Annotated in this window: 23 protein-coding genes; 11 read left to right on the forward strand and 12 right to left on the reverse strand. The window is 74.7% G+C overall.

Features of this window, described 5'->3' with window-relative positions; genetic code table 11:
- The 4 genes from pgsA (at position 1) to ACI79S_RS13665 (ending at position 2,332) form a co-directional block, all read left to right on the forward strand.
- Entirely contained in the window at positions 1 to 666 is a 666-nt protein-coding gene (pgsA, locus tag ACI79S_RS13650) for a CDP-diacylglycerol--glycerol-3-phosphate 3-phosphatidyltransferase (RefSeq protein ID WP_456593981.1), read from the forward strand.
- A 6-nt stretch (positions 667 to 672) separates the two neighbouring features.
- Positions 673 to 1,212: a CinA family protein gene (locus ACI79S_RS13655; RefSeq protein ID WP_456593982.1), complete on the forward strand. Its 540-nt coding sequence runs from the start codon at positions 673 to 675 to the stop codon at positions 1,210 to 1,212.
- 106 nt (positions 1,213 to 1,318) lie between these two features.
- The gene (locus ACI79S_RS13660) at positions 1,319 to 1,726 is read left to right on the forward strand and encodes a helix-turn-helix domain-containing protein (RefSeq protein ID WP_456593983.1); all 408 of its coding nucleotides are present in this window, start codon (positions 1,319 to 1,321) and stop codon (positions 1,724 to 1,726) included.
- A 45-nt stretch (positions 1,727 to 1,771) separates the two neighbouring features.
- Positions 1,772 to 2,332 (forward strand): TetR family transcriptional regulator, encoded by a 561-nt coding sequence (locus tag ACI79S_RS13665; protein ID WP_456593984.1) that lies wholly within the window; start codon positions 1,772 to 1,774, stop codon positions 2,330 to 2,332.
- Here the strand turns inward: ACI79S_RS13665 and ACI79S_RS13670 are convergent.
- Positions 2,308 to 2,826 (reverse strand): GNAT family N-acetyltransferase, encoded by a 519-nt coding sequence (locus ACI79S_RS13670; protein ID WP_456593985.1) that lies wholly within the window; start codon positions 2,824 to 2,826, stop codon positions 2,308 to 2,310. The genes ACI79S_RS13665 and ACI79S_RS13670 overlap by 25 nt on opposite strands.
- Entirely contained in the window at positions 2,823 to 3,830 is a 1,008-nt protein-coding gene (locus ACI79S_RS13675; protein WP_456593986.1) for a PfkB family carbohydrate kinase, read from the reverse strand. Before ACI79S_RS13675 ends, ACI79S_RS13670 begins: the two co-directional genes overlap by 4 nt.
- Positions 3,831 to 3,948: 118 nt before the next feature.
- Here ACI79S_RS13675 and ACI79S_RS13680 point away from each other — a divergent pair, with 118 nt between their 5' ends.
- Complete coding sequence (locus ACI79S_RS13680) at positions 3,949 to 4,785, forward strand: PspA/IM30 family protein (protein WP_456593987.1); 837 nt, start codon at positions 3,949 to 3,951, stop codon at positions 4,783 to 4,785.
- 4 nt (positions 4,786 to 4,789) lie between these two features.
- On the opposite strand, the gene ACI79S_RS13685 is transcribed toward ACI79S_RS13680, so the two are convergent.
- Complete coding sequence (locus ACI79S_RS13685; RefSeq protein ID WP_456593988.1) at positions 4,790 to 5,647, reverse strand: Fpg/Nei family DNA glycosylase; 858 nt, start codon at positions 5,645 to 5,647, stop codon at positions 4,790 to 4,792.
- Positions 5,648 to 5,731: 84 nt separating this feature from the next.
- Between ACI79S_RS13685 and ACI79S_RS13690 the strand changes: the two genes are divergently transcribed.
- Positions 5,732 to 6,319, forward strand: a complete 588-nt coding sequence (locus ACI79S_RS13690; protein ID WP_456593989.1) for an antibiotic biosynthesis monooxygenase — start codon at positions 5,732 to 5,734, stop codon at positions 6,317 to 6,319.
- A gap of 16 nt (positions 6,320 to 6,335) precedes the next feature.
- Here the strand turns inward: ACI79S_RS13690 and ACI79S_RS13695 are convergent, their stop codons facing one another.
- Positions 6,336 to 10,931, reverse strand: a complete 4,596-nt coding sequence (locus ACI79S_RS13695) for an ATP-dependent helicase (protein ID WP_456593990.1) — start codon at positions 10,929 to 10,931, stop codon at positions 6,336 to 6,338.
- An 89-nt stretch (positions 10,932 to 11,020) separates the two neighbouring features.
- Between ACI79S_RS13695 and ACI79S_RS13700 the strand changes: the two genes are divergently transcribed.
- From ACI79S_RS13700 to ACI79S_RS13715, 4 genes are all read left to right on the forward strand, one after another.
- Positions 11,021 to 12,292, forward strand: a complete 1,272-nt coding sequence (locus tag ACI79S_RS13700; protein WP_456593991.1) for an MFS transporter — start codon at positions 11,021 to 11,023, stop codon at positions 12,290 to 12,292.
- 153 nt (positions 12,293 to 12,445) lie between these two features.
- Positions 12,446 to 12,640, forward strand: a complete 195-nt coding sequence (locus ACI79S_RS13705) for a DUF3046 domain-containing protein (RefSeq protein WP_456593992.1) — start codon at positions 12,446 to 12,448, stop codon at positions 12,638 to 12,640.
- A gap of 175 nt (positions 12,641 to 12,815) precedes the next feature.
- On the forward strand, positions 12,816 to 13,853 hold the full coding sequence (gene recA / locus ACI79S_RS13710) for a recombinase RecA (protein WP_456593993.1): 1,038 nt from the start codon (positions 12,816 to 12,818) through the stop codon (positions 13,851 to 13,853).
- A 151-nt stretch (positions 13,854 to 14,004) separates the two neighbouring features.
- On the forward strand, positions 14,005 to 14,511 hold the full coding sequence (locus ACI79S_RS13715; protein ID WP_456593994.1) for a regulatory protein RecX: 507 nt from the start codon (positions 14,005 to 14,007) through the stop codon (positions 14,509 to 14,511).
- Between the two features lie 73 nt (positions 14,512 to 14,584).
- Here the strand turns inward: ACI79S_RS13715 and ACI79S_RS13720 are convergent, their stop codons facing one another.
- The 7 genes from ACI79S_RS13720 to ACI79S_RS13750 form a co-directional block, all read right to left on the reverse strand.
- Complete coding sequence (locus tag ACI79S_RS13720; RefSeq protein ID WP_456593995.1) at positions 14,585 to 15,094, reverse strand: hypothetical protein; 510 nt, start codon at positions 15,092 to 15,094, stop codon at positions 14,585 to 14,587.
- A gap of 141 nt (positions 15,095 to 15,235) precedes the next feature.
- Positions 15,236 to 16,126, reverse strand: a complete 891-nt coding sequence (locus ACI79S_RS13725; protein WP_456593996.1) for an amino acid ABC transporter permease — start codon at positions 16,124 to 16,126, stop codon at positions 15,236 to 15,238.
- Positions 16,123 to 16,770: an amino acid ABC transporter permease gene (locus ACI79S_RS13730; RefSeq protein ID WP_456593997.1), complete on the reverse strand. Its 648-nt coding sequence runs from the start codon at positions 16,768 to 16,770 to the stop codon at positions 16,123 to 16,125. Before ACI79S_RS13730 ends, ACI79S_RS13725 begins: the two co-directional genes overlap by 4 nt.
- A gap of 74 nt (positions 16,771 to 16,844) precedes the next feature.
- Positions 16,845 to 17,738 carry a glutamate ABC transporter substrate-binding protein gene (locus tag ACI79S_RS13735; protein ID WP_456593998.1) on the reverse strand — a complete coding sequence of 298 codons (894 nt, stop codon included), beginning with the start codon at positions 17,736 to 17,738 and terminating at the stop codon, positions 16,845 to 16,847.
- A 26-nt stretch (positions 17,739 to 17,764) separates the two neighbouring features.
- Positions 17,765 to 18,520, reverse strand: a complete 756-nt coding sequence (locus ACI79S_RS13740) for an amino acid ABC transporter ATP-binding protein (protein WP_456593999.1) — start codon at positions 18,518 to 18,520, stop codon at positions 17,765 to 17,767.
- A gap of 46 nt (positions 18,521 to 18,566) precedes the next feature.
- Positions 18,567 to 18,884, reverse strand: coding sequence for a helix-turn-helix domain-containing protein (locus ACI79S_RS13745; protein ID WP_456594000.1), 318 nt, complete (start codon positions 18,882 to 18,884; stop codon positions 18,567 to 18,569).
- Positions 18,881 to 19,507 carry a DUF2975 domain-containing protein gene (locus ACI79S_RS13750; protein ID WP_456594001.1) on the reverse strand — a complete coding sequence of 209 codons (627 nt, stop codon included), beginning with the start codon at positions 19,505 to 19,507 and terminating at the stop codon, positions 18,881 to 18,883. Before ACI79S_RS13750 ends, ACI79S_RS13745 begins: the two co-directional genes overlap by 4 nt.
- A gap of 72 nt (positions 19,508 to 19,579) precedes the next feature.
- Between ACI79S_RS13750 and miaB the strand changes: the two genes are divergently transcribed.
- Positions 19,580 to 21,058 (forward strand): tRNA (N6-isopentenyl adenosine(37)-C2)-methylthiotransferase MiaB, encoded by a 1,479-nt coding sequence (gene miaB / locus ACI79S_RS13755; RefSeq protein WP_456594002.1) that lies wholly within the window; start codon positions 19,580 to 19,582, stop codon positions 21,056 to 21,058.
- A 49-nt stretch (positions 21,059 to 21,107) separates the two neighbouring features.
- On the opposite strand, the gene ACI79S_RS13760 is transcribed toward miaB, so the two are convergent.
- Positions 21,108 to 22,613 carry a DUF349 domain-containing protein gene (locus tag ACI79S_RS13760; RefSeq protein ID WP_456594003.1) on the reverse strand — a complete coding sequence of 502 codons (1,506 nt, stop codon included), beginning with the start codon at positions 22,611 to 22,613 and terminating at the stop codon, positions 21,108 to 21,110.
- Positions 22,614 to 22,635 lie beyond the last annotated feature (22 nt).

Genomic DNA, 22,635 nt, shown 5'->3' on the forward strand with positions numbered 1-22,635 from the left:
GTGAGCGGCGTGGCCCCCGATCCGGCGGCGACCCCGCCGCAGTCGGTGCGTCTGCTCAACCTGCCGAACGCGCTCACGGTGCTCCGGCTGGCGGTCGTGCCCGTCCTGGCCGTGCTGCTGCTGCGCGAGGACGGCCTCGACGACACCGGGCGCTACTGGGCCACGGTCGTCTTCGGCCTGGCGATCATCACCGACCGCTACGACGGGCTGATCGCCCGGCGCACCGGCCAGGTCACCGAGTTCGGGAAGCTCGCCGACCCGATCGCCGACAAGGCGCTGACCGGCACCGCGCTCGTCGCCCTGTCCGTGCTGGCGCTCCTGCCGTGGTGGGTGACCGCGGTCATCCTGGTCCGCGAGGTGGGGGTCACCCTGCTGCGGTTCTGGGTCATCCGCCACGGCGTCATCGCCGCCAGCCGCGGCGGCAAGGCCAAGACCGTGCTGCAGTCGCTGGCGATCGGCCTGTACATCCTGCCGCTCAGCGGCGCCCTGGCCACGACCCGCTGGTGGGTCATGGCCGCCGCCGTGGTGCTCACGGTGCTGACCGGCCTGGACTACGTCTACCGCGCCATCACGCTGCGGCAGACCAGCGCGCGGGCCATGCGGGCGGCGACCGCCCGCCGCCAGTCGGGTGCCGACCCCTCCACCCGCCGCGACACCGCCGCCTGAGCGGTCGTGGCCACCGCGGACGGCTCCGCCGCGCTCGAGGCGCTCGCCGGTGAGGTGCACCGCGCGCTGCTCACCCGCGGCGCGACCGTGGCGGCCGCCGAGTCGCTCTCCGCAGGGCTGTTCTGCGCCACCCTCGCCGCCGTCCCCGGAGCCAGCGCCACGCTGCGCGGCGGCGCCGTCGTCTACGCCACCGATCTGAAGACGGCGCTCGCCGGGGTGCCCGCCGGCCTGCTGGCCGCGCACGGGCCGGTGAGCCGGGAGACGGCGGCCGCGCTGGCGGAGGGCATCCGTGCCCGGTGCACGGCCACGTTCGGCGTCGGGCTCACCGGGGTCGCGGGCCCCGGCGAGGTCGACGGGCACGGACCAGGCCGGGTCTACCTCGGGCTCAGCGACGGGCAGCGCACCGACGTCGTCCGGCTGGACCTGCCGGGAGATCGCGCCGCCGTGCGCGCAGGCGCGGTGGCCAGCGCGTTCACCGCCCTGCGGGACCGGCTCCGTGGAGCGGACGACGGGAACGCCGACCCGGGCGACGGCGTTACGCCATGAGCGGACTCGGCCCCGTCGGCGGGCTGACGGCGCACGCGCCGCGTACCGTGAGCGCACGGTGCCCGACGGCACCGCCGCTTCCCCGCTCGCAGGACAGGAGACGGCCATGACGCTGCTGCGCACCCAGCTCGGGAACACCCTGCGCGGCCACCGGCTGCGTCAGCACCGCACGTTGCGCGACGTCTCCGGCGCTGCCCGGGTCAGCCTCGGTTACCTCTCCGAGGTGGAACGGGGCCAGAAGGAAGCCTCTTCGGAGCTGCTCGCCTCCATCTGCGACGCGCTCGAGCTGGAGCTGGCCGACCTGCTCGCCGAGGTGAGCCTCGAGCTGCGCGGTGCCGCCGCCGGCGCGGAGGTCCGCCCGCTGGCGGCTTCCGGCGAGGCCGTCCCGGCAGCCGAGACCGCCGCTGCGCCCGCGCCGGTGGATGCGGGTGCGGAGCCCGCCCTGGCGCTGGTCGGCGCCGGGCAGCAGGGGCGCACCGCGCGTCGGTGCGACGCGGTCTCGCTCGCCGCCTGACCGGCCGTACGTGACGGCGCCGCCCGTCGGTGCGAGAGAGGGCACGTGCTCCCCGATCCAGATCCCGTCGCCGGGCCGGCGCGTCCGGTGCCGGACCGGCGGGCCCGGGGCGGGATGAACCGCACGCGCGCGGGGCTGCTCGAGGGCGCCGCGCGCGCGTTCGCCGATGCCGGGCTGCGACGCAGCACGATGCAGTCGGTCGCGGCGGCGGCCGGGGTCGCCAAGGCCACGCTCTACAACCACTTCCGCACCAAGGACGACGTGGTGCACGCGTTGCTGGCCGCGGAGCTGCACCGCCTCACCGAGCTGACCACGGGGCTGCCCGCGGCCGACGCCCTCGCCGTGCTCGCCGACGAGCTCGCCACGCATCCGGTGCTGCGCCGGCTGGCCGAGACCGAGCCCGACCAGCTGGCCAGGATGCTGGCGCCCGGCGCCGAGACGTGGGCAGACCTCACCGGCCGGCTGGCCGTCGTCCTCGGCGTGGACGACGACGGTGCGCAGCTGGCCGGCCGGTGGCTGCTCGGCGTGGTGCTGCAGCCAGGGCTCACGACGCAGCGGCGCCGGCAGGCGGCGCTGCTCGGTCAGCTCCTGGGTTCCGCGCGCTGAGCCGGGGGGTCCAGGGGCAGCCGGCGGGTGAACACCACCCGGTCGCCGCCGGGACCCGCGTGCCCGGGGGAGGGGGCGGGGTGCGCCGCGAGGCGGGCGGCCAGCGCGGCAGCCCCGGCGTCCCCGGGCAGGGCGACGGCCTGGACGACCCGGGCGCCCACCCCGGTCGCGAGCCCCGCGAACCGCTCCAGCAGCCGGACGGCGACGCCACGGCCGCGGTGCGCCGGGTGGACCGCCACGGCCTGGACGACGGCGAGCCGGTCGGCGCTCACGACACCGAGGAGGTAGCCCGCGTCCTCGTCGTCCGGCGTGAGGGCGACCGCGCCGAAGCCGCCCAGCTGGTGGAAGAACACCGGGTCGTGCAGCGCGGTGACGGCGTCGTCGTCCAGCGCGGAGCCCGCCCAGAACTCGGCACGCCGGGCCAGCAGCCGGCCGCGCAGCGCACCCGCGGAGAGCTCCTCGAAGCCGACCAGCCGGAGCCCGCCGCCGCTCACCGGGATCCCCGCGCCGACGCCAGCTCCGCCCGGGTGGGCGGATCGGCGCCCACCCGGGTGCAGTTCACCGCGGCGACGAGCGCGGCGTCGTCCAGCAGCGCCAGGAGCTGGTCGTCGGGCGCGGCGCCCAGAGCGGCTCGCGTGGTGAGCCCCGCGCCCAGCAGCCCGGTCAGCAACCCGGCGGCCAGCGAGTCGCCCGCTCCCACCGTGTCGACCACGGCGACGCGGGGGCTCTCCCGGTGCTGCACCGGCCGGCCCGGACGGGCCATCCGCAGCGGAGCACCGCCATCGGTGAGGACGACCAGCGCCGGACCGCGGTCGGCCCAGCGCCGGGCGGCGTCGTCCAGGTCGGTGACCCCCGGTTCCAGCCAGGCCAGGTCCTCGGCGCTGACCTTCACCACGTCGGCGTGCCCGACGAGCTCCTCCAGCCGGCTGGTCACGGCTGCCCGGTCGTTGCCCAGCGAGGCGCCGACGGGCCCCTCGGCCAGCATCGGGCGGATGTTCGGGTCGACGCTGACCAGCGCCCGGCCCGACAGCCGGCCGACCAGCCGGGCGATCGCGCCGCTGCCGGGCTCGGTCCAGCTGGAGATCGAGCCGACGTGCAGCGCGCCCACGGCCTCCGGCAGCACCCGGTCCAGCTCCTCGTCGGTCCACTGCCAGTCGGCGGCGCCGAGCACGTGGAAGCCGTAGTCCGGGGAGCCGTCCGCGCCGACCCCGACGACGGCCAGGCTCACCGGCTCGGCGGCCTCGACGAAACCGGCGGTGTCGACGCCGGCCAGCTCGGCGTGCCGGCGCAGGTTCCCGGCCAGCGGGCCGCTGCCCAGGCGGGCGAGCAACCGCACCGGGGCCTCGAGCCGGGCGGCGGCGACGGCGACGTTCAGCGCGTTGCCCCCGGGGCGCGCGACGTAGTGCGGCGCCGTGCTGCCCTCACCGGCCCCCGGCACGGGCAGCAGGTCGACGACGAGCTCGCCGAGGACGCAGAGAACGGGGCTGTCGGACGGCACTCTGCGCACCCTAGCCGCGACGCGGGTGGCCCGCGTTGGCTGCCGAGGGTGATCACCTGGGACGATGCTGGGGACGAGCACCGCCGGGCCGGCGAGTGCGCCGGAGCAGGAGGACCCCATGCCCAACCCGTTCGTGAAGCTGTGGAAGTACCTCACCGCATCGGCCAACGCGCAGATCGACCAGCGGGCCGACCCGAAGGTGCAGATCGCGCAGGCGATCGAGGCCGAGCAGCAGCGGCACCAGTCGTTGGCCAACCAGGCCGCCGCGGTGCTCGGCAACCAGCGACAGCTGGAGATGCGGCTTAACCGCCAGCTGGGCGAGGTCGAGAAGCTGCAGGCCTCGGCCCGCCAGGCCCTGACGCTGGCCGACCAGACCCGGGCCAAGGGGGACGCGGCGAAGGCGGCCGAGTACGAGCAGGCCGCCCAGGCGTTCGCCACCCAGCTGGTGGCCGCCGAGCAGTCGATGGAGGACCTCAAGCGCAGCCACGACGAGGCGCTGCAGGCCGCCGAGCAGGCGCGGGGCGCGGTGGAGCAGTCGCGGATGCGGCTGCAGACGACGCTCGCCGAGCGCACCAAGCTGATGAGCCAGCTCGAGCAGGCCAAGATGCAGGAGCACGTCGCCGCTTCCATGAAGCAGGTCAACGAGCTCTCCGCGCCGGGCAACACGCCGTCGCTGGGTGAGGTGCGGGACAAGATCGAGGCCCGCTACGCCAACGCGCTGGGTCAGGCGGAGCTGGCGCAGACCTCCGTGGAGGGCCGGATGCTCGAGGTGCAGAAGGCCACGCTCGACGTCGCCGGCGCCTCGCGCCTGGACCAGATCCGCGCCTCGATGGGCGGTGGCGCACCGGCCGTCGAGGGGACGACCGCCGCGGGTGCGATCGAGCAGGGCGCGCCGCAGGCCGAGGGCGCGGAGCAGCCCCAGGCGCAGCCGGCCGAGCGGCCCGAGCAGGCCTGAGCCGCTAGCGGTAGACGGTCACCGGCTGCGGGCGGTCCGGTTCCCCGGTGCGGGCCTGCGGGTCGATGGGGGAGCGGGCCGCCTGGCAGCGCGGGCACCACCACGTGACCCGCTCCTGCAGCGGTGGGCCCTGCTCGCCGAGCAGGATCGCCGTCCCGCAGCGGAAGCAGGGCTTGCCCTTCCGGCCGAACACCCAGTGGTCGCGGCCGCGCCGCGGGTCGCCGGTGGTGTTCTGCTCGGGGTGGTGGAGGTTCGCGCGCATGAGCCGCTGGGCGCGCTCCACCAGCGGGGCGAGGCGCTCCTCGACGTCACCGACCCGGGCCCACGGGTGCAGGCCCAGCAGGAAGAGCGACTCGACCTTGTAGAGGTTGCCGATCCCGGCGAGGTTGCGCTGCTCGAGGATCGCCACGCCGACCTGCTCGTCGGGGCGGGCGCGCAGGCGGCGCAGCGCCTCGTCGAGGTCCCAGTCGGGACCGAGCACGTCCGGCCCGAGGTGGCCGACGAGCTGGTCCTCGTCCGTGGTGGGCACCAGGTCCACGTCGTGCAGCCGGTAGCCGACGCACTCCCACTCGTCGGTGGCCAGCACGATGCGGACGTCGTGGGCCGGGCCGCCCTTCCAGCGGGTGCCGGGGCGCTGGATGTGCCAGCTGCCGTCCATGCGGAAGTGGGTGCGCAGCGTGCGCCCGTCGGCCAGGCGGATCAGCAGGTGCTTGCCGCGGGGCACGACCTCGGTGACGGTGGCGCCGGTGAGGTCGAGCGCGGCCAGCTGGGGGAGCCGGAACTCTCCCCGGCGCAGCGTGGCCCCGGCCAGCGCGGTGCGCATGCGCTCGGCGGCCAGCCAGACGGTGTCTCCCTCGGGCACCCGGCCAGTGTCGCAGTCCCTCGTCGGTGTGAGGCGGCCGACAACCGGGATGAGCAGCGCCCCGGTCTGCGCTGGGAGTTCGGCGTGAGCGTCCCCCTCCGCCTGCGCACTCTCTCCGGCCGCACCGAGCCGGCCGTGCCCGTTCCCGAGCCGGTGACGGTGACGGTCGGGCGGGTCGTCCGGGCCGACCGGCGGGCCGCCTTCGAGCGGGCGGCGGCCGCGGTGCTGGCGGAGGCCGCGAACTTCCCCGGGAACCTCGGCGCCACCCTGCTGCGACCGGGTGCCGGCAGCACCGAGTACCACCTGGTCTACCGGTTCGCCGACGCCGATTCGCTGGCCGCCTGGGAGAACTCGCCGCAGCGTCGCGACTTCCTGGCCCGGTTGCCCGGCATGGTCGAGGACGAGCGCTACGCCCGGGTGGCGGGCCTGGAGGGCTTCTTCGCGGTGCCGCCGAAGCCGGGCCCGGCGTGGCGCAGCTGGCTGCTCACCGTCGCCGTCGTCCTGGTGTTCACGTCGCTGTTCCAGGTGGTCGCCGTGCCGTTCGTCGGCGGCTGGCCCTGGCCGCCGAGGCTGCTGCTGTCGGCCGTCTTCGTCGTGTCGGCGCTGCGGGTGGTCATGCCGCGGCTGAGCCGCCGGCTGGCCCCCTGGCTGCAGGGCCCGCCCCGCCGCTGAGCCCGTCCGGCGCTGCTCAGGCGCGCAGGCGCAGACCGCGGGGGGTGGCCGCGAAACCGGCTGCCTGCAGCGCCTGGGACAGCGCGGTGTCCTCGTGCACCGAGGCGCCGTCGGCCTTCTGCACGACCATCCGGCCCAGCGCCCCGGCCGACACGGCCCCCGACAACGCGGTCGCCGCCTCCTTGAGCACCTGCTCGTCGTCGGTCCAGGAGAGCAGCGTCTTCCCACCGCGTTCGACGTAGAGCACCAGCTCGCCGTCGACCAGGACGACCAGCGCCCCCGCCTTGCGCCCGGCGCGGTGCCCGGCCTTCCGTCCCGCGCCGGTGCCCTCGCCGAGGTCCACGGCCGCGCCCTCGGCGGCGACCGTGCGCTCTGGCCAGGGCAGCGCCGCCCCGTAGACGTTGGCCGGGTCGGTGGCGGCGAGGACGACGGCGCCCGCCGGCACCCGGTCGGGGGCGGCGAAGCTGCGCAGCCGGTCGACCGACCCGGGGGTGCCGAACTGGGCGGCCCCGAGGGTCTCGACGAAGTAGCCGCGCCGGGCCCTGCCGTTCTCCTCGAATGCCCGCAGCACCGGGTAGACGGCGGAGAAGCCGCCGGCGACCTGCTCGGCCATGACCGCGCCACGGGTGAGGACGCCGTGCCGCTCCAGCAGCGCCTCGGCGCGGGCGGTGGTGCGCCGGGTGGCGTTGGCCTCCCGGTCGGGCAGCCGCGACCAGCGCCCGGCCACCGTGGGCGGGCCGCTGCGGGTCGGCAGCGCGCCCCGGCTCAGCCGCGGGCGCCCGTACCGGTTGCGCGTGACCCGCGGGGGAGCGGCGGCCCGCTTGTGGGTGCCGCCGCTGCCGAGCCGGGTGCGCAGCGGGGCCAGGGTGTCGTTGGTCAGCGCGCCGGCCCACACCAGATCCCAGACCAGATCGGCGAGCGCGGCGTCGTCGGTGGCGCCGAGGGCATCGGAGAGGCCCCGGAAGAACATCGCCTGGCCGCCGGCGAGCAGGTCGAGCAGCGGCTGCCCCTCACCGGCGACCTCCAGCTGCTCGGGCAGCAGCAGCGGCGCCAGGTCGGCGGGCACCAGGCTGAGCCAGCCGTCCCCGCCGGGCAGCCCCCCGGCGCCGGCCCACAGCACCTCGCCGGCGCTGGTGAGCTCGTCGAGCATGGCCGGCGAGTAGTCGCGCACCCGCGCGGGCAGCACGAGCGACTCCAGCGCACTGGCCGGTACCAGGGCGCCGGCCAGCTGCTCCACGACGGCGAGCACCCCGTCGGCACCTCGCAGCCGGCTGCCCACCGACTGCCAGGACGGCGTGAACCGGGCCAACGTGCCGGTGGGCACCGGCTCGACCTCCTGGCGGAGCTTGGCCAGGCTGCGCCGCCGGATGGACCGGAGCACGTCGGCGTCGCACCACTCCTGCCCGGTGCCGCCGGGGCGGAACTCGCCGGAGACGAGCCGCCCGGTGCCGGTGAGCCGCTGCACCGTCGCGGCGACCACGGCGACGCCCAGGCCCAGCCGGGTGGCGGCCTCGGCGGGCTGGAAGGGGCCGTGGGTGCGCGCGAAGCGGCCGACCAGGTCGCCGAGCGGGTCGGCGACGGGCTCGGTGAACACCTCGGGCACGCCGACGGGCAGCGCGGTGCCCAGGGCGTCGCGCAGCCGGCCGGCGTCCTCGATGGCGACGTACCGCTCCTCGCCGGCGATGCGGACGACCAGGGCCCGGCGGGCGGCGACCAGCTCGTCGAGCCACTCCGGCGGCACGCCGCGGCGCGCCGCCTCCGCGGCGGTGAGGTCACCGACCACCCGGAGCAGGTCGCCGCCGCCGTCGACGTCGCGGGGGTGGCGCTGCTCGGGCAGCCGCTGCAGCTCCGCCTCGATCTCGGCGATCGCCTCGGCGTCGAGCAGCTCGCGCAGCTCCGAGCGGCCGAGCAGCTCGGCGAGCAGGCCGGTGTCGAGCGCGAGCGCCTGGGCCCGGCGCTCGGCCAGCGGGGCGTCGCCCTCGTAGAGGAACTGGCCGACGTAGCCGAACAGCAGCGACTGGGCGAACGGCGATGCCGTCTCGGTCTGCACGTCGACCACCCGCACCCGCCGGGCACGGACGTCCCTCATCAGCTCGACCAGCCCGGGCACGTCGTAGACGTCCTGCAGGACCTCGCGGGCAGCCTCGAGGGTGATCGGGAAGGAGGCGAACTCGCTGGCCACGCTCAGCAGCTGGGCGGCGCGCTGCCGCTGCTGCCACAGGGGGGTGCGGCGGCGCGGATCGCGGCGGGGGAGCAGCAGCGCGCGGGCGGCGCACTCGCGGAACCGGCTGGCGAACAGCGCCGAGCCGCCGACCTCCGCGGTGACCTCGCGCTCGACGTCGTCGGGGTCGAGGACGGCGAGCTCGCCCTCCGGTGGCTCGCCGGTCGTGTCGGGCAGCCGCAGCACGATGCCGTCGTCGGAGTGCATGGAGGAGACGTCGACGCCGTAGCGCTCCCGCAGCCGGGCCGCGAGCACGAGCGCCCACGGAGCGTTGACCTGGGCGCCGAAGGGGGAGTGGACGACCAGCCGCCAGTCACCGAGCTCGTCGCGGAACCGCTCGACCAGCAGCGTCCGGTCGTCGGGCAGGTGGCCCGTGGCCGCCTTCTGCTCGGCGAGGTAGGCCTGCAGGTTCGCCGCGCCCCACTCGTCCAGCCCGGCGGCCCGCGCCCGCTCCAGCCCGGCCTCTGGCGTCGCCGAGCCGACCTCGCGCAGGAAGGCGCCCAGCGCCCGGCCGAGCTCCAGCGGGCGCCCGGGGGCGTCGCCGTGCCAGAACGGCATCTTCCCGGGCTGGCCGGGCGCGGGGGTGACCAGCACGCGGTCGTGGGTGATCTCCTCGATCCGCCAGGACGAGGAGCCCAGCAGGAACACGTCGCCGGTCCGCGACTCGTAGACCATCTCCTCGTCGAGCTCGCCGACCCGGCGGCCACCGGCCCCCTCGCCACCGACGAGGAAGACGCCGAACAGGCCGCGGTCGGGGATGGTGCCGCCGCTGGTCACGGCCAGCCGCTGGGCGCCGGCGCGCGCGGTGAGCGTGTCGGTGACGCGGTCCCACGTGAGCCGCGGGCGCAGCTCGGCGAAGGCGTCCGACGGGTACCGCCCGGCCAGCATGTCGAGGACGGCGTGCAGCGCCGACTCCGGCAGCGAGGAGAAGGCCGCCGAGCGCCGCACCAGCGCCCCGACCTCGTCGACGGTGCGGGGCCGCTCGGAGACGATCGCGACGATCTGCTGCGCCAGCACGTCCAGGGGGTTGCGCAGGTAGCGGATCGACTCGATCGCGCCGGCCTGCATCCGCTCGGCCACCAGCGCGCACTGCACCAGGTCGCCGCGGTACTTCGGGAACAGCACCCCGCGGCTCACCGCCCCGACCTGGTGCCCGGCGCGACCGACCCGCTGCAGCCCGCTGGCGACGGTCGGTGGCGCCTCGACCTGGACCACGAGGTCGACCGCGCCCATGTCGATGCCGAGCTCGAGGCTCGACGTCGCGACGACGGCGGGCAGTCGGCCGGACTTCAGCGCCTCCTCGACGATCGCCCGCTGCTCGCGCGACACCGACCCGTGGTGGGCCGCCGCCACCGGCTGGAAGGCCTCCGGCAGGCCGCCGCCGGAGCCGGCCTGGGCCATCAGGGCGGCGGCGTTCGTGCCGGGCGGGACGGGCTCGCCGGTGGTGCGCTCGTAGGCGAGCTCGTTGAGCCGGCTGGTCAGCCGCTCGGCCAGCCGGCGGGAGTTGGCGAAGACGATCGTGCTGCGGTGCGCCTGCACGAGGTCGAGCACCCGCTCCTCGACCGCCGGCCAGATCGAGTTGCGCGGCTGGTGCCCGGCCGCCGAGCCCTCCAGCTCACCGGTCGGTTGCCCCAGCTCGCTCATGTCCTCGATCGGGACGACGACCGAGAGGTCCCAGCGCTTGGTCGAGCCGGGGGAGACCACCTGCACCGGCCGGCCGCCGGCGAGGAAGGTGGCGACCTCCTCGATGGGGCGCACGGTGGCCGACAGGCCGATCCGCTGCGCCGGCCGGTCGAGCAGCTCGTCGAGCCGGTCGAGGGAGACGGCGAGGTGGGCGCCGCGCTTGGAGTCGGTGACCGCGTGCACCTCGTCGACGATCACCGTCTCGACGCCGCGCAGCGCCTCCCGCGCCTGGCTGGTGAGCAGCAGGAACAGCGACTCCGGCGTGGTGATGAGGATGTCGGGCGGGCGGCGCGCGAAGGTGCGCCGCTCGTCGGCCGGGGTGTCGCCGGAGCGGATGCCGACCTTGATCTCCGGCCGGGGGAGCCCGAGCCGCGCCGCTGCCTGCCCGATGCCCGCCAGCGGCGCCCGCAGGTTGCGCTCGACGTCGACGGCCAGCGCCTTGAGCGGCGAGACGTAGAGGACCCGGCACCGCGTCCGCTCGTCGGCCGGCGGGGTGGCGGCGAGCCGGTCGAGCGACCACAGGAACGCCGCCAGGGTCTTCCCCGACCCCGTCGGGGCGACGACGAGGGCGTGCTCCCCGCTGCTGATCGCCTGCCAGGCCCCGTCCTGGGCGGCCGTCGGCCGCTCGAACGCACCGGTGAACCAGGCGCGCGTGGGCTCGGAGAACCGGACCAGCGCACCGGGGGCGTGAGTCGGGCGGGCGGGCACGCGCTCAGTGTCCCCGCCGTGTACGACACTTCGCTGGCCGGCGGACGCCGGACGGCGGGGACCTCCTCGCCCGGGAGACGGGGGTGCACGTGACACCGCTGCAGCCGCCCGAGGCCACCGTCGACGTCGCCGGCGTGCAGCGCCGCACCCTGGGTGTCCTCAGCGGCGGCGTGGCGCTGGCCGGGCTCGGCGTCACCGTCGGCATCACCGCCGGTGGGTTGCTGGCCCGCGACGTCGCCGGCACCGACACCGCCTCGGGCCTGGGGCAGACGGCCGGCGTCCTCGGGGCGGCGGTGCTGGCGGTGCCGCTCGCGCGGATCAGCGACACCGCGGGGCGGCGGGCCGGTCTGGCCATCGGCTACGGCGTGAGCGTCGTCGGCGCCGTCCTCACCGTCCTCGCCGCGGCGGCGTCGTCCCTGCTCCTGCTCCTGGCAGGGCTGTTCCTGTTCGGCGCCGCGACGGCGTGCGGGCTCCAGTCGCGCTACGCCGCCGCGGACCTCGCCGCACCCGAGCACCGCGGCCGGTCGCTGTCGCTCGTCGTGTGGGCCACGACCGTCGGCTCGGTGGTCGGCCCCAACCTCGCCGGACCGGGTGCCGAGCTCGGCGAGGCCGTGGGGCTGCCCGCGCTCGGCGGCGTCTTCGTGGTGTCCGCGGTCGTGTTCGCCCTCGTCGCGCTGGGTTTCTTGCTGTTCCTGCGGCCCGACCCGCTGCTGGTGGCCCGGGCGCTCGGCGGAGGCGGCGGCGGTCCCCGGCCGCGGCACGCCACCGGTGCCGCCCTGCGCGCGGTGTGGCTGACCCCGGCCGGGCGGCTGGGGCTCACCTCGGTCGTGGTGGCCCACTCGGTCATGGTCGGGGTCATGGTGATGACGCCGGTGCACATGGGGCACGCGGGGGGGCCGGAGGGGACGGTGCTCCGTCTCGTCGGCCTGGTGATCAGCGTGCACGTCGCCGGCATGTACCTGTTCTCGCCGCTGGTCGGCATGCTCGCCGACCGGGTCGGCGCGCCGACGGTCGTGGCCCTGGGCGCCGTGCTGCTCCTGGCCGCGGCCGCCGTGTCGGGGACGGCGGCGCCCGCCGACTCGGTGCAGCTGGGCGCCGGCCTGCTGTTGCTCGGCCTGGGCTGGGCGTGCGGGCTGATCGCGGGGTCGGCGCTCGTCACCGCGTCGGTGGGCCCGGAGCTGCGGCCGACCGCGCAGGGCGGCACCGACCTGCTGATGGGGCTCGGGGCCGCGCTGGCCGGGGTGGTCGGGGGGCCGCTCCTCGCCTTGGGCGGTTTCGGTCTGGTGTCGGCCGTGTCGGGGGCGCTGGTGCTCCCGCTCGTCGTGGTGTGGCTGGGGACTGCGCGTCAGCGCCCGAAGTAGTTCCTGACCAGCAGCACGACCACCAGGAGGAGCACCACCGCGATGCCGATCTCGACGACCGTGTCCAGCGTCTGGGAACCGGTGCCCGGGATCATGCGCCCAAGCGTAGGGCGGCACCGGCGCTCCCGGGGGCCGGCGGGTTAGCGTCGGGGTGTGCGCCTGCAGGAGTTCTGGTCCCGGCTCGACGGTCTGTTCGGGGCCATGCGCGCCCAGAGCGTGGCACGCGACCACGTCTTCTCCACCCTGGGCGGGCGCACCGCCGTGGACGCCATCGACGCGGGCGTGCCGGTCCGCAAGGTGTGGCTCGCCGTCTGCGAGGACTTCGACGTGCCCGTCAAGGAACGCTGAGACGACGCCCACGGCCGGGCCGGCGTGTCGCCCTGGCAGTCGAACAGGTGTTCGGCCTACTGTGACGTCCACAGGGTGGCCGGTCCTCCACAGTCCACCCGCAATCCGGAAACTGTCGGTGCCTCGCCCTAGCGTCGGTCCCGACCCGCTTCTCGCGAACCGAAGGTGACGCACCATGGCAGCAACGCTCGACCGCGACAAGGCCCTCGACATGGCCCTCGCCCAGATCGACAAGCAGTTCGGCAAGGGTTCGGTCATGCGGCTGGGCGACGAGACCGCCCAGGCGATCAAGGTCATCCCGACCGGTTCGATCGCCCTCGACATCGCCCTCGGCATCGGTGGCCTCCCGCGCGGCCGGGTCATCGAGGTCTACGGGCCGGAGTCCTCCGGTAAGACCACGGTCGCCCTGCACGCGGTGGCCAACGCGCAGGCCAACGGCGGCATCGCCGCGTTCATCGACGCCGAGCACGCGCTCGACCCCGAGTACGCCCGCGCCATCGGCGTGGACACCGACGCCCTCCTGGTCAGCCAGCCCGACACCGGTGAGCAGGCCCTCGAGATCGCCGACATGCTGATCCGCTCCGGCGCGCTCGACGTCATCGTCATCGACTCCGTCGCGGCACTGGTGCCGCGCGCCGAGATCGAGGGCGAGATGGGCGACAGCCACGTGGGTCTGCAGGCCCGCCTGATGAGCCAGGCGCTGCGGAAGATCACCGGTGCGCTGAGCAACTCCGGGACGACGGCGATCTTCATCAACCAGCTGCGCGAGAAGGTCGGTGTGGTCTACGGCTCGCCCGAGGTCACCACCGGTGGTCGCGCGCTGAAGTTCTACTCGTCGGTCCGGCTCGACGTCCGCCGCATCGAGACCCTGAAGCAGGGCACCGACGCGATCGGCAGCCGCACGCGCATCAAGGTCGTCAAGAACAAGGTCGCCGCGCCGTTCAAGCAGGCCGAGCTCGACATCCTGTGGGGTCAGGGCTTCAGCCGCGAGGGTGGCATCGTCGACGCCGGTGTCGAGCAGGGCATCGTGAAGAAGTCCGGTGCTTGGTACACCTACGAGGGCGACCAGCTCGGCCAGGGCAAGGAGAACGTCCGCAACTTCCTGCGCGACAACCCCGACCTCGCCGACGAGATCGAGAAGAAGGTCAAGGAGAAGCTGGGCATCGGCCCGAAGCTCGACGCCCCGGCGTCGGTCGACACCCCCGACTTCTGACCCGGTGCTGGACGACCGGCCCTCGAACCGTCGGCGCGGCCCGGGGGGCACCCGGGCCGGCCGGCGTTCGCGGACGCCGGGTGGCGACGATCCCCTGACCCCGGACGTCGCCCCCGGCTCCCCCGAGGACGAGCCCGGTGATCCGGAACAGGTGGCGCGGGGCATCTGCCTGCGCGCGCTGACCGGGGCGCCGAAGACCCGGCAGCAGCTGGCCGATCTCCTCGCGAAGCGCGGCGTGCCGGACGACGCCGCCGAGGCGGTGCTCGACCGGTTCACCGAGGTCGGGCTGATCGACGACGCCGCGTTCGCCCGCGCCTGGGTGAGCAGCCGGCAGGCCGGCCGCGGGCTGGCGCGCCGGGCGCTCTCCGCCGAACTGCGGGCGAAGGGTGTCGATCCGGAGACGGCCGCCGAGGCCGTCGAGGCGGTGGACGACGACGACGAGCGCGAGGCGGCCCGTCGGCTCGTGGAGCGCCGGGCGCCCGGGATGCGCCGGCTGGACCGGGCGACGGCCACGCGGCGGCTGATGGGCATGCTGGCCCGCAAGGGCTACGGCGGTGGCCTCGCTGCCGCCGTCGTGCGGGAGGTGCTCGACGACGCGGAGCTCAGCGGTGACGTCGACGACATCCCCGAGTTCGACGAGGAGAGCGCGCTGCCCTGAACGGCGGCACCTCGCCCGGAACGCGAAGGGGCGGACCGGAGAACCGGTCCGCCCCTTCGCGTGCTCGCCGGGGTCAGCCCGCGGCGAGCCATGCGGTCACGTCGACGGCCAGCCCGTCGGAAGCCTCCTCGTCGGCCACCAGCCAGGCCGGGTCGCGTCGCTGGCCGCTCGACAGCCAGCGGGTGATCTGCGTGTCCAAGGCGTCCTCGTCCGAGGCCCCCGGCCGGCGGCGCTCACCGACGAACGTCAGGTCGGTCTCGGTCCCGTCCGGGTAGCGGAACACCACCCGGCAGCGCGACCGCCGGTGCCGCGCCGGCGGCACGACCTCGCGGACGACCGCGCTCTCCGCGCCGGCAGTCGCGGCGAGCGCCGGCGCGGCGGCGCGCAGGCGTGCGACGAACGCCTGGCCGGCATCCACCTGGGTCGTCGCGTCCACCTGGGTCGTCGCGTCCACCAGTACCGGGGCGACGGCCGGCGCGTCGGTCGCCGGCGGGATCGCCTCAGTGGAACTCCGGGGAACCGGGGGCAGGTTGCGGCGCCCGGCCGCGTGCATCGTCTCCATCGTGCCGACCAGTGTCGCCACCGATGCGCTCCGCGGCCGTCCGCCGCGCCCGGCTGGGACGAGTGAGTCGGAGGTGAAAGGGCTGGTCAGGGACGGTGTCGTCGACGGCGCCGTCGCGACGGCCGCCGCGCCTCCACACCGCTACGGGGGGCTGCGGACGGCTCAGACAGCGCCTCCGCCGCCACCCATCTGCACGTCTGCCGGCAGTTTCGCCGCGGCGCCGCCCGACGTCGCCGTCCGGCGGGTCCGGCGCTCCACGAGGTTCGCCAGCTGCGACAGGAGCACGTTGATGACGATGTAGATCAGACCGGCCGCGACGTAGAGCTGGAACGTGTACTGGTTGCCGAAGCTCAGGGAGAAGAACTCCACCAGGCTGCGCGCACCTCGGAGCAGCTCGAAGTAGCCGATGATGAAGCCCAGCGAGCTGTCCTTCAGCAGGACGACCAGCTGCGCGATGAGCACGGGCAGCATGCGCCGCGTGGCCTGGGGGAGCAGCACCAGCGACATCACCTGGTACTTGCGCATGCCGATGCCGAACGCGGCTTCGCGCTGCCCCTTGTCGATCGAGAGGATGCCGGCCCGGAAGATCTCGGCGAGCACGGCGGAGTTGTAGAGGATCAGCCCGCCGGCGAGCGCCTGGAAGGCCGACAGGTCGACGCCGTACTTCGGCAGCACGAAGTACAGCGCGAAGATGACCACCAGCAGCGGGATGGCACGGAAGAACTCGATGTAGATGCCGACCAGCCAGCGCACCGCGCGGTGGTCCGACAGCCGTCCGACGGCAAGCAGCAGGCCCAGGACGGTGGCCACCACCATGCCGACCGCGGCGACCTGCAGCGTGTTGACCAGCGCGCGGCCGAGCGTCTGCGGCACGCCGGTGCGCGCGTCGAACAGCACCGCCCAGCGCTGGCTCTCCAGCTGACCGTTGCCGGCCAGGCGGATGAGGACGACGGCGAGGATCCCCAGGATCAGCAGGATGCCGATGCCCGTACCGATCCTGATGCGGGAGCGGGCCTTGGGTCCGGGGATGTCGAAGAGGACCGGCGTGGTCATCGGAGGATCGCCACCCGACGCTCCAGGCTGTGCACGCCGAGGGCGAGCGGCAAGGTGATGATCATGTAGGCGATCACCACCCCCACCAGGACGGCGGTGAGCTGCCCGGCGTTCGCGTTGACCAGGCGGGGGAGCAGGGAGCTCAGCTCGCTCGTGGCGAAGCCGGCGGCGATCGAGCTGTTCTTCACCATGGCGATGAAGACGTTGCCCAGCGGCGGGATGACGGTGCGGAACGCCTGCGGGAGGACCACCTCGCGCAGCGACTGACCGAAGGTGAGGCCGATGGCCCGGGAGGCCTCGGCCTGACCGGTCGAGACCGCGTTGATCCCCGAGCGCACCGCCTCGCAGACGAACGCCGCGGTGTAGAGGCCGAGGGAGAGCACCGCCCCGGTGTAGAAGCCGAGGATGAAGTCGATCTGCGGCAGGCCGAAGATGAGGAAGAAGAAGACGACCGTCAGCGGCGTGTTGCGGAAGGTCTCGACGTAGAAGGTCGCCAGCCCGCGCAGCGGGGGGATGGGGCTGACCCGCGCGGCCGCCAGGAGCGTGCCCAGCACGAGGGCGAGCAGGCCGGCGAGCAGCGACAGGCTCAGCGTCGTCAGGAACGCGTCCCACAGCAGGTCGAAGTTGTCAGCGAGGAACTGCACGCCGCCTCCTCTCGGGGCTGGTCATGGAGCGGCGCTGCGGGGCAGGAGTTCCCGCCCCGCAGCGCCGGGGGTTCTCAGTAGCGGTCGACGGCCGGCGGCTCGGGGGCCTCCTGGCCGCTGATGGCGCCGGCGGTGCGGTCCCAGGCGTCGGCCCAGGCGCCGCTCTCGTACGCCTCCTCCAGCGTGTCGTTGATGAAGGCGCGGAACTCGTCGTCACCCTTCGGGATGCCGATGCCGTACGGCTCCTCGGTGAACGGGTTGCCCACCAGCTCGAAGGCGCCGTCGCTGCCGGCGACCAGGCCGGTGAGGATCACGTTGTCGGTGGTCACGGCGTCGACCTGCCCGTTGGCCAGGGCGTCGGCGCACTTGGAGTAGACGTCGAAGAGGGTCAGCTCGGCCTCGGGGTAGTTGTCCCGGATGTTCTGGGCCGGCGTCGAGCCCTCGACCGAGCAGACGTTCTTGCCGGCCAGGTCCTCCGGGCCCTCGATGCCTTCCGGGTTGCCGGCGGCGACCATGATGTCCTGCCCGGCCTCGTAGTACGGGCCGGCGAAGTCGATCAGTTCCTTGCGGTCGTCGTTGATGGTGTAGGTGGCGACCACCATGTCGACGTCGCCGTTCTGGATGAACGACTCGCGGTTGGCCGAGACCGTCTCGCGCCACTCGATGTCCTCGGCCGGGATGCCGAGCTCGGCCGCGATGATCTTGGCGATCTCGACGTCGAAGCCCTCGGGCACCTCGGTGTTGGGGTTGAGCAGACCGAAGCCGGGCTGGTCGAACTTGGTGCCGACGGTGATGGAGCCCGCCTCGGCGAGCTCGGCCATCGTCGTGCCCTCCTCGAACTCGACCTCGGTGGCGACGTCCGCGCCGGCGTCGGCGGTGTCCTCGACCTGGTCTCCGGCTTCGCTGCCGCAGCCGGCGAGCACGAGCCCGACGGCCGCGAGCGACGCGGCGTAGTGGGTGATGCGCATGGGGGGTGTCCTTCCGTAGACGTCGTTCAGTGGTTGAGGATCTTGGACAGGAAGTCCTTGGCCCGGTCGGAGCTGGGGTTGCTGAAGAACGTCTCCGGATCGGAGGACTCCACGACCCGGCCGCCGTCCATGAAGACGACCCGGTTGGCTGCCTTCCGCGCGAAGCCCATCTCGTGGGTGACGACGATCATCGTCATGCCCTCGGCGGCGAGGCCGACCATGACGTCGAGCACCTCGCTGATCATCTCGGGGTCCAGCGCCGAGGTCGGCTCGTCGAAGAGCATGACCTTCGGGTCCATCGCCAGCGCCCGGGCGATCGCCACCCGCTGCTGCTGGCCGCCGGAGAGCTGCGCGGGGTACTTGTCGGCCTGGGCGCTCACGCCGACCCGGTCGAGCAGTTCCCTGGCCCGCTTCTCGGCCTCGGCCTTGGAGCGCTTGCGCACCTTGATCGGGCCGAGGGTGACGTTCTCGAGGATCGTCTTGTGCGCGAACAGGTTGAAGCTCTGGAACACCATGCCGACGTCGGCGCGCAGGCGGGCGAGTTGCTTGCCCTCCTCGGGCAGCCGCTCGCCGTCGATGACGATCTCGCCCTTCTCGATCGACTCGAGCCGGTTGATCGCACGGCACAGCGTCGACTTTCCCGAGCCGGAGGGGCCGATGACGACGACGACCTCGCCTCTGGCGATCTCGAGGTCGATGTCCTGCAGGACGTGCAGGTCGCCGAACCACTTGTTCACGCCGGACAGGCGGACGAGAGGCTCTCCGTTCGGACGGCTGGTCACCCTGGGGACCCTAAGGGCGGGAGGTCGCGGTTCCCGCACCGTGGGATCACGAAGGCGTAACGAACGCCGCCGGGCCGGGCGGTCGGCGTCCTGGGTCCGCCCGTTCGGGTGACCGCAGCGGCGCGACGGAGAACAGGTCGCCCGGCTGGCAGCCCAGCGCGTCGCACACCGCGGTGAGCGTGGAGAAGCGGACGGCGCGCGCCCGCCCGTTCTTGAGCACCGACAGGTTGACCACCGAGACGCCCACCCGGTCGGAGAGCTCGACCAGCGTCATGCCCCGTTCGTCCAGGAGCCGGTCGAGGTGGCACGCCACGCGGTGGGCGGCGTCCTCGTCGGGGGCCGGCTCGCCCATGCGGGGGCTCACACGGTCCCCTCGACCTCGTCCTCCAGCACGCGCCCGCGGCGGAAGGCCTCGGCCGCGGCCAGGAGGGCGAGGGCCAGCCCGATCGGCGTGAACGGGATCGTGACCTCGAACAGGACGAGCGGGGGGTCGGGCCCGGTCAGGTCGAGGTGCTCGAGCACGGCGGTGGCGACCACCCCCTCGGCCATGGGCACGACCAGGCCGCCGAGGACGACGGCCGCGGCGAGGCCGGCCAGCCGGCCAGGGTTGCGCCGGTCGAAGGGGTGCCCGTCGTGGACGGTCGAGAGGATCCGCGCCAGCAGCCAGGCGCCGACGGCGACGGCGACGGCGGCCAGCGAGGCCGGGAGCTCCGTCAGCACCCGCAACCCGGCCGGCAGGTCGGCGGCGAACAGCATCGACTCGGGCGTGGTGTCCACGACCCAGACGCCCTCCGGCAGCCCGGGCAGATCGAGCCGCTGATCGCCGGTCGGATCGGCCGTGCTCACGACGACGCTGCCGCCCGGCTGCGTGAGCTGGTTGACCGGGAGCACCACCGCGCTGACGAGCGCGATGCCGGCGACGACGAAGAGCACAGCGGCGGTGAGGCTCGTGCCGGTGCGGCCGAGGAACGGTCGGCTGGTCGTCATGGCGCGAACCATAACGACAGTCGATAGCAACGACGATCGTTGTGCGCGCCGCGACGTACCCTTCGTCCTGTCATGAGCAGCGCAGCGCAGAGCCCCGCCCGCACCTACCGGGTGCGCACCTACGGGTGCCAGATGAACGTGCACGACTCCGAGCGGCTCTCCGGCCTGCTCGAGCAGGCGGGCTACACCGCCGCAGCGGACGGGGACGACGCCGACGTCGTCGTCCTCAACACCTGCGCCGTGCGCGAGAACGCCGACAACCGCCTGTACGGCAACCTCGGGCACCTGCGCCCGGTCAAGGACGCCCGCCCCGGCATGCAGATCGCCGTCGGCGGCTGCCTCGCGCAGAAGGACCGTGGCGAGATCGTCCGGCGGGCGCCGTGGGTCGACGTCGTCTTCGGCACCCACAACGTCGGCTCGCTGCCGGCCCTGCTGGAGCGGGCGCGGCACAACGCCGAGGCGCAGGTGGAGATCGCCGAGGCGCTGGAGGTCTTCCCCTCGACGCTGCCCGCGAAGCGGGACTCCGCCTACTCCGGCTGGGTGTCGATCAGCGTCGGCTGCAACAACACCTGCACGTTCTGCATCGTCCCGGCGCTGCGCGGCAAGGAGAAGGACCGCCGCCCCGGCGAGATCCTGGCCGAGGTGCAGGCGCTGGTCGACCAGGGAGTGCTCGAGGTGACCCTGCTCGGCCAGAACGTGAACAGCTACGGCAGCGACTTCGGCGACCGCGGCGCGTTCGCCGACCTGCTGCGGGCCACCGGCCGCATCGAGGGGCTGGAGCGGATCCGGTTCACCAGCCCGCACCCCGCGATGTTCACCGACGACGTCATCGCCGCCATGGCCGAGACGCCGGCGGTCTGCCACCAGCTGCACATGCCGCTGCAGTCCGGCTCGGACGACGTGCTCAAGCGGATGCGCCGCGCCTACCGGCAGGAGCGCTACCTCGGGATCATCGACCGGGTCCGCGCCGCCATGCCCGACGCCGCCCTCACCACCGACATCATCGTCGGCTTCCCGGGGGAGACGGAGGAGGACTTCCAGCAGACGCTGGAGGTCGTCCGGCAGGCGCGGTTCGCCAGCGCCTTCACCTTCCAGTACTCCAAGCGGCCGGGCACGCCCGCCGCCGAGATGGAGGGGCAGCTGCCCAAGGAGGTCGTGCAGGAGCGCTACCTGCGGCTGACCGCCCTGCAGGACGAGATCAGCTGGGACGAGAACCGGAAGCTCGTCGGCGCACGGGTGGAGCTGCTCGTCGCCGCGGGGGAGGGCAGCAAGGACGCCGCGCGCGGCCGGCTCTCCGGCCGCGCCCGCGACGGTCGGCTCGTGCACTTCACGGCGGCCGACGGGGTGCGACCCGGCGACGTCGTCGAGACGGTCGTCACCCAGGCCGCGCCGCACCACCTCGTCGCCGACGGCCCGCTGCTGTCCCACCGGCGCACCCGCGCCGGGGACGCGAGCGAGGCCGGGACCCGGCCGACGACGCCGGGTGTCTCGCTGGGCATGCCGCGGATCGGCGTGCCCGAGCCGCTCCCGGTGCTCACGACCGGCTGCTGAACGACGAAGGGCCCGTCCGGATCGGACGGGCCCTTCGCTGCTCGCGTCGCTAGCGCCGGGCGGACTTCTCCGCCTCGGCCAGCCACTCGCGCCGGGTGGTGAGGTTCGCCTGCGCCTCGGCGATCCGGCGCTGGTCGCCCGCGGCCTCGGCCTTGGCGAGCTGCTCCTCGGCCTTGGTGACGGCGGCCCGCATGGAGGCGACCATCGGGTTCTCCGGCGCGGTGCGGACCCGGCCGGCGTCGGCGGCCCCGCGCACCTTCTGCTCCACGGCCTGCATCCGGTCCTCGAGCTGGCGCATCGCCGCGCGCGGCACGTGCCCGATGGCGTCGTAGCGCTCCTGGATCTTCCGCAGCGCGTTCTGGGCCCCGCGCAGGTCCTTGCCCGGGTCGAGCTGCTCGGCCTCGGCCAGCAGCTCCTCCTTGGCCCGCTGGTTGGCGACCTGCTCGGCGTCGCGGACCTTGTCCTGCTCGGCGCGGGCACTGAAGAAGACGTCCTGGGCGGCGCGGAACTCCTTCCACAGGTCGTCGTCGCCGTCCCGGCCGGTGCGCGGCACGGCCTTCCAGCGGTCCATCAGCGAGCGCATCGCGGCGCTGGTGGGGCCCCACTCGGTGGACGTCGACAGCCGGCGCGCCTCGGCGATCAGCTCCTGCTTGGCCGCACGGGCCTCGCCGCGCTGGGCGTCGAGCTGCGCGAAGTGGGCACCGCGGCGGCGGCCGAAGGCGTCGCGGGCGGCGGCGAACCGGGACCACAGCGCGTCATCGGTCTTGCGGTCGATGCCGCGGATGGTCTTCCACTCCTCGACGATCGCCTTGAGGCGGTCGCCGGCGGCCTTCCAGGACGTCGACTCGGCGGCGATCTGCTCGGCCTCGGCGGCCAGGGCCTCCTTGCGCGCCACCTGCGCCGCCCGGGCGGCGGCCTTCTCCGCCCGGTACTCGACGGCGGCGGCCTCGGCGGTCGTCACGATGGCGCGGGCCCGGGCGGCCAGCCCCTCGAGGTCGCCGACCGCGGCGGCGGTCGGGATCGACTCGGCCAGCGCCTGGGCCTTCGCCTTGATCTCGCCGGGGTTGCCGGTGTGCGCCTTGAGCCGGGCCTCCAGCAGCGACACCTCGGTGGCCAGGTCGTCGAAGCGGCGGCCGTAGTGGGCGAGCCCCGCCTCGGCGTCGCCGGCCTGCCACGAGCCGACCTCGCGTTCGCCGTCGGCGGTGCGCACGTAGACGGTGCCGTCCTCGTCGACCCGGCCCCACTGCGCCGGGTCGCTCACCACCCGTTCGACCGGAGGAGCCGCCGGGGCCGGGGCCGGCGTCGGCTCCGGGGCGGGCGCGGGTTTCGGCTCGGCCGCGGTCGCCGGGGCGGGCGCGGGTTCCGGCGCGGCGCCGGTGGGGTCGGCGAGGGCCGCCTCCGCGGGGGTCGGCGCCGCCGGCGTCCCGGCCGCGGGGGTCACCGCGTCGGCGCCCTCGGTCGGGTTCGCCGCCTCGGGGGCGGGGGTCTCGGGGGTCTCCGCAATCGGCGGAGCGGCCTGCTGCACCCCGTTGCCGGGGTCGTCCGTGCTCGACACGTCCGGCAGTGTCCCACGTCGC

Source organism: Blastococcus sp. SYSU DS1024 (genome assembly GCF_054050795.1).

Excerpts from the sequence above, each read along its gene's own strand:
- ACI79S_RS13660 (WP_456593983.1), top strand. The coding sequence starts at position 1,319 with ATGACGCTGCTGCGCACCCAGCTCGGGAACACCCTGCGCGGCCACCGG.
- ACI79S_RS13680 (WP_456593987.1), top strand. The coding sequence starts at position 3,949 with ATGCCCAACCCGTTCGTGAAGCTGTGGAAGTACCTCACCGCATCGGCC.
- recA (WP_456593993.1), top strand. The coding sequence starts at position 12,816 with ATGGCAGCAACGCTCGACCGCGACAAGGCCCTCGACATGGCCCTCGCC.
- ACI79S_RS13725 (WP_456593996.1), bottom strand. The coding sequence starts at position 16,126 with ATGACCACGCCGGTCCTCTTCGACATCCCCGGACCCAAGGCCCGCTCC.
- ACI79S_RS13735 (WP_456593998.1), bottom strand. The coding sequence starts at position 17,738 with ATGCGCATCACCCACTACGCCGCGTCGCTCGCGGCCGTCGGGCTCGTG.
- ACI79S_RS13750 (WP_456594001.1), bottom strand. The coding sequence starts at position 19,507 with ATGACGACCAGCCGACCGTTCCTCGGCCGCACCGGCACGAGCCTCACC.
- miaB (WP_456594002.1), top strand. The coding sequence starts at position 19,580 with ATGAGCAGCGCAGCGCAGAGCCCCGCCCGCACCTACCGGGTGCGCACC.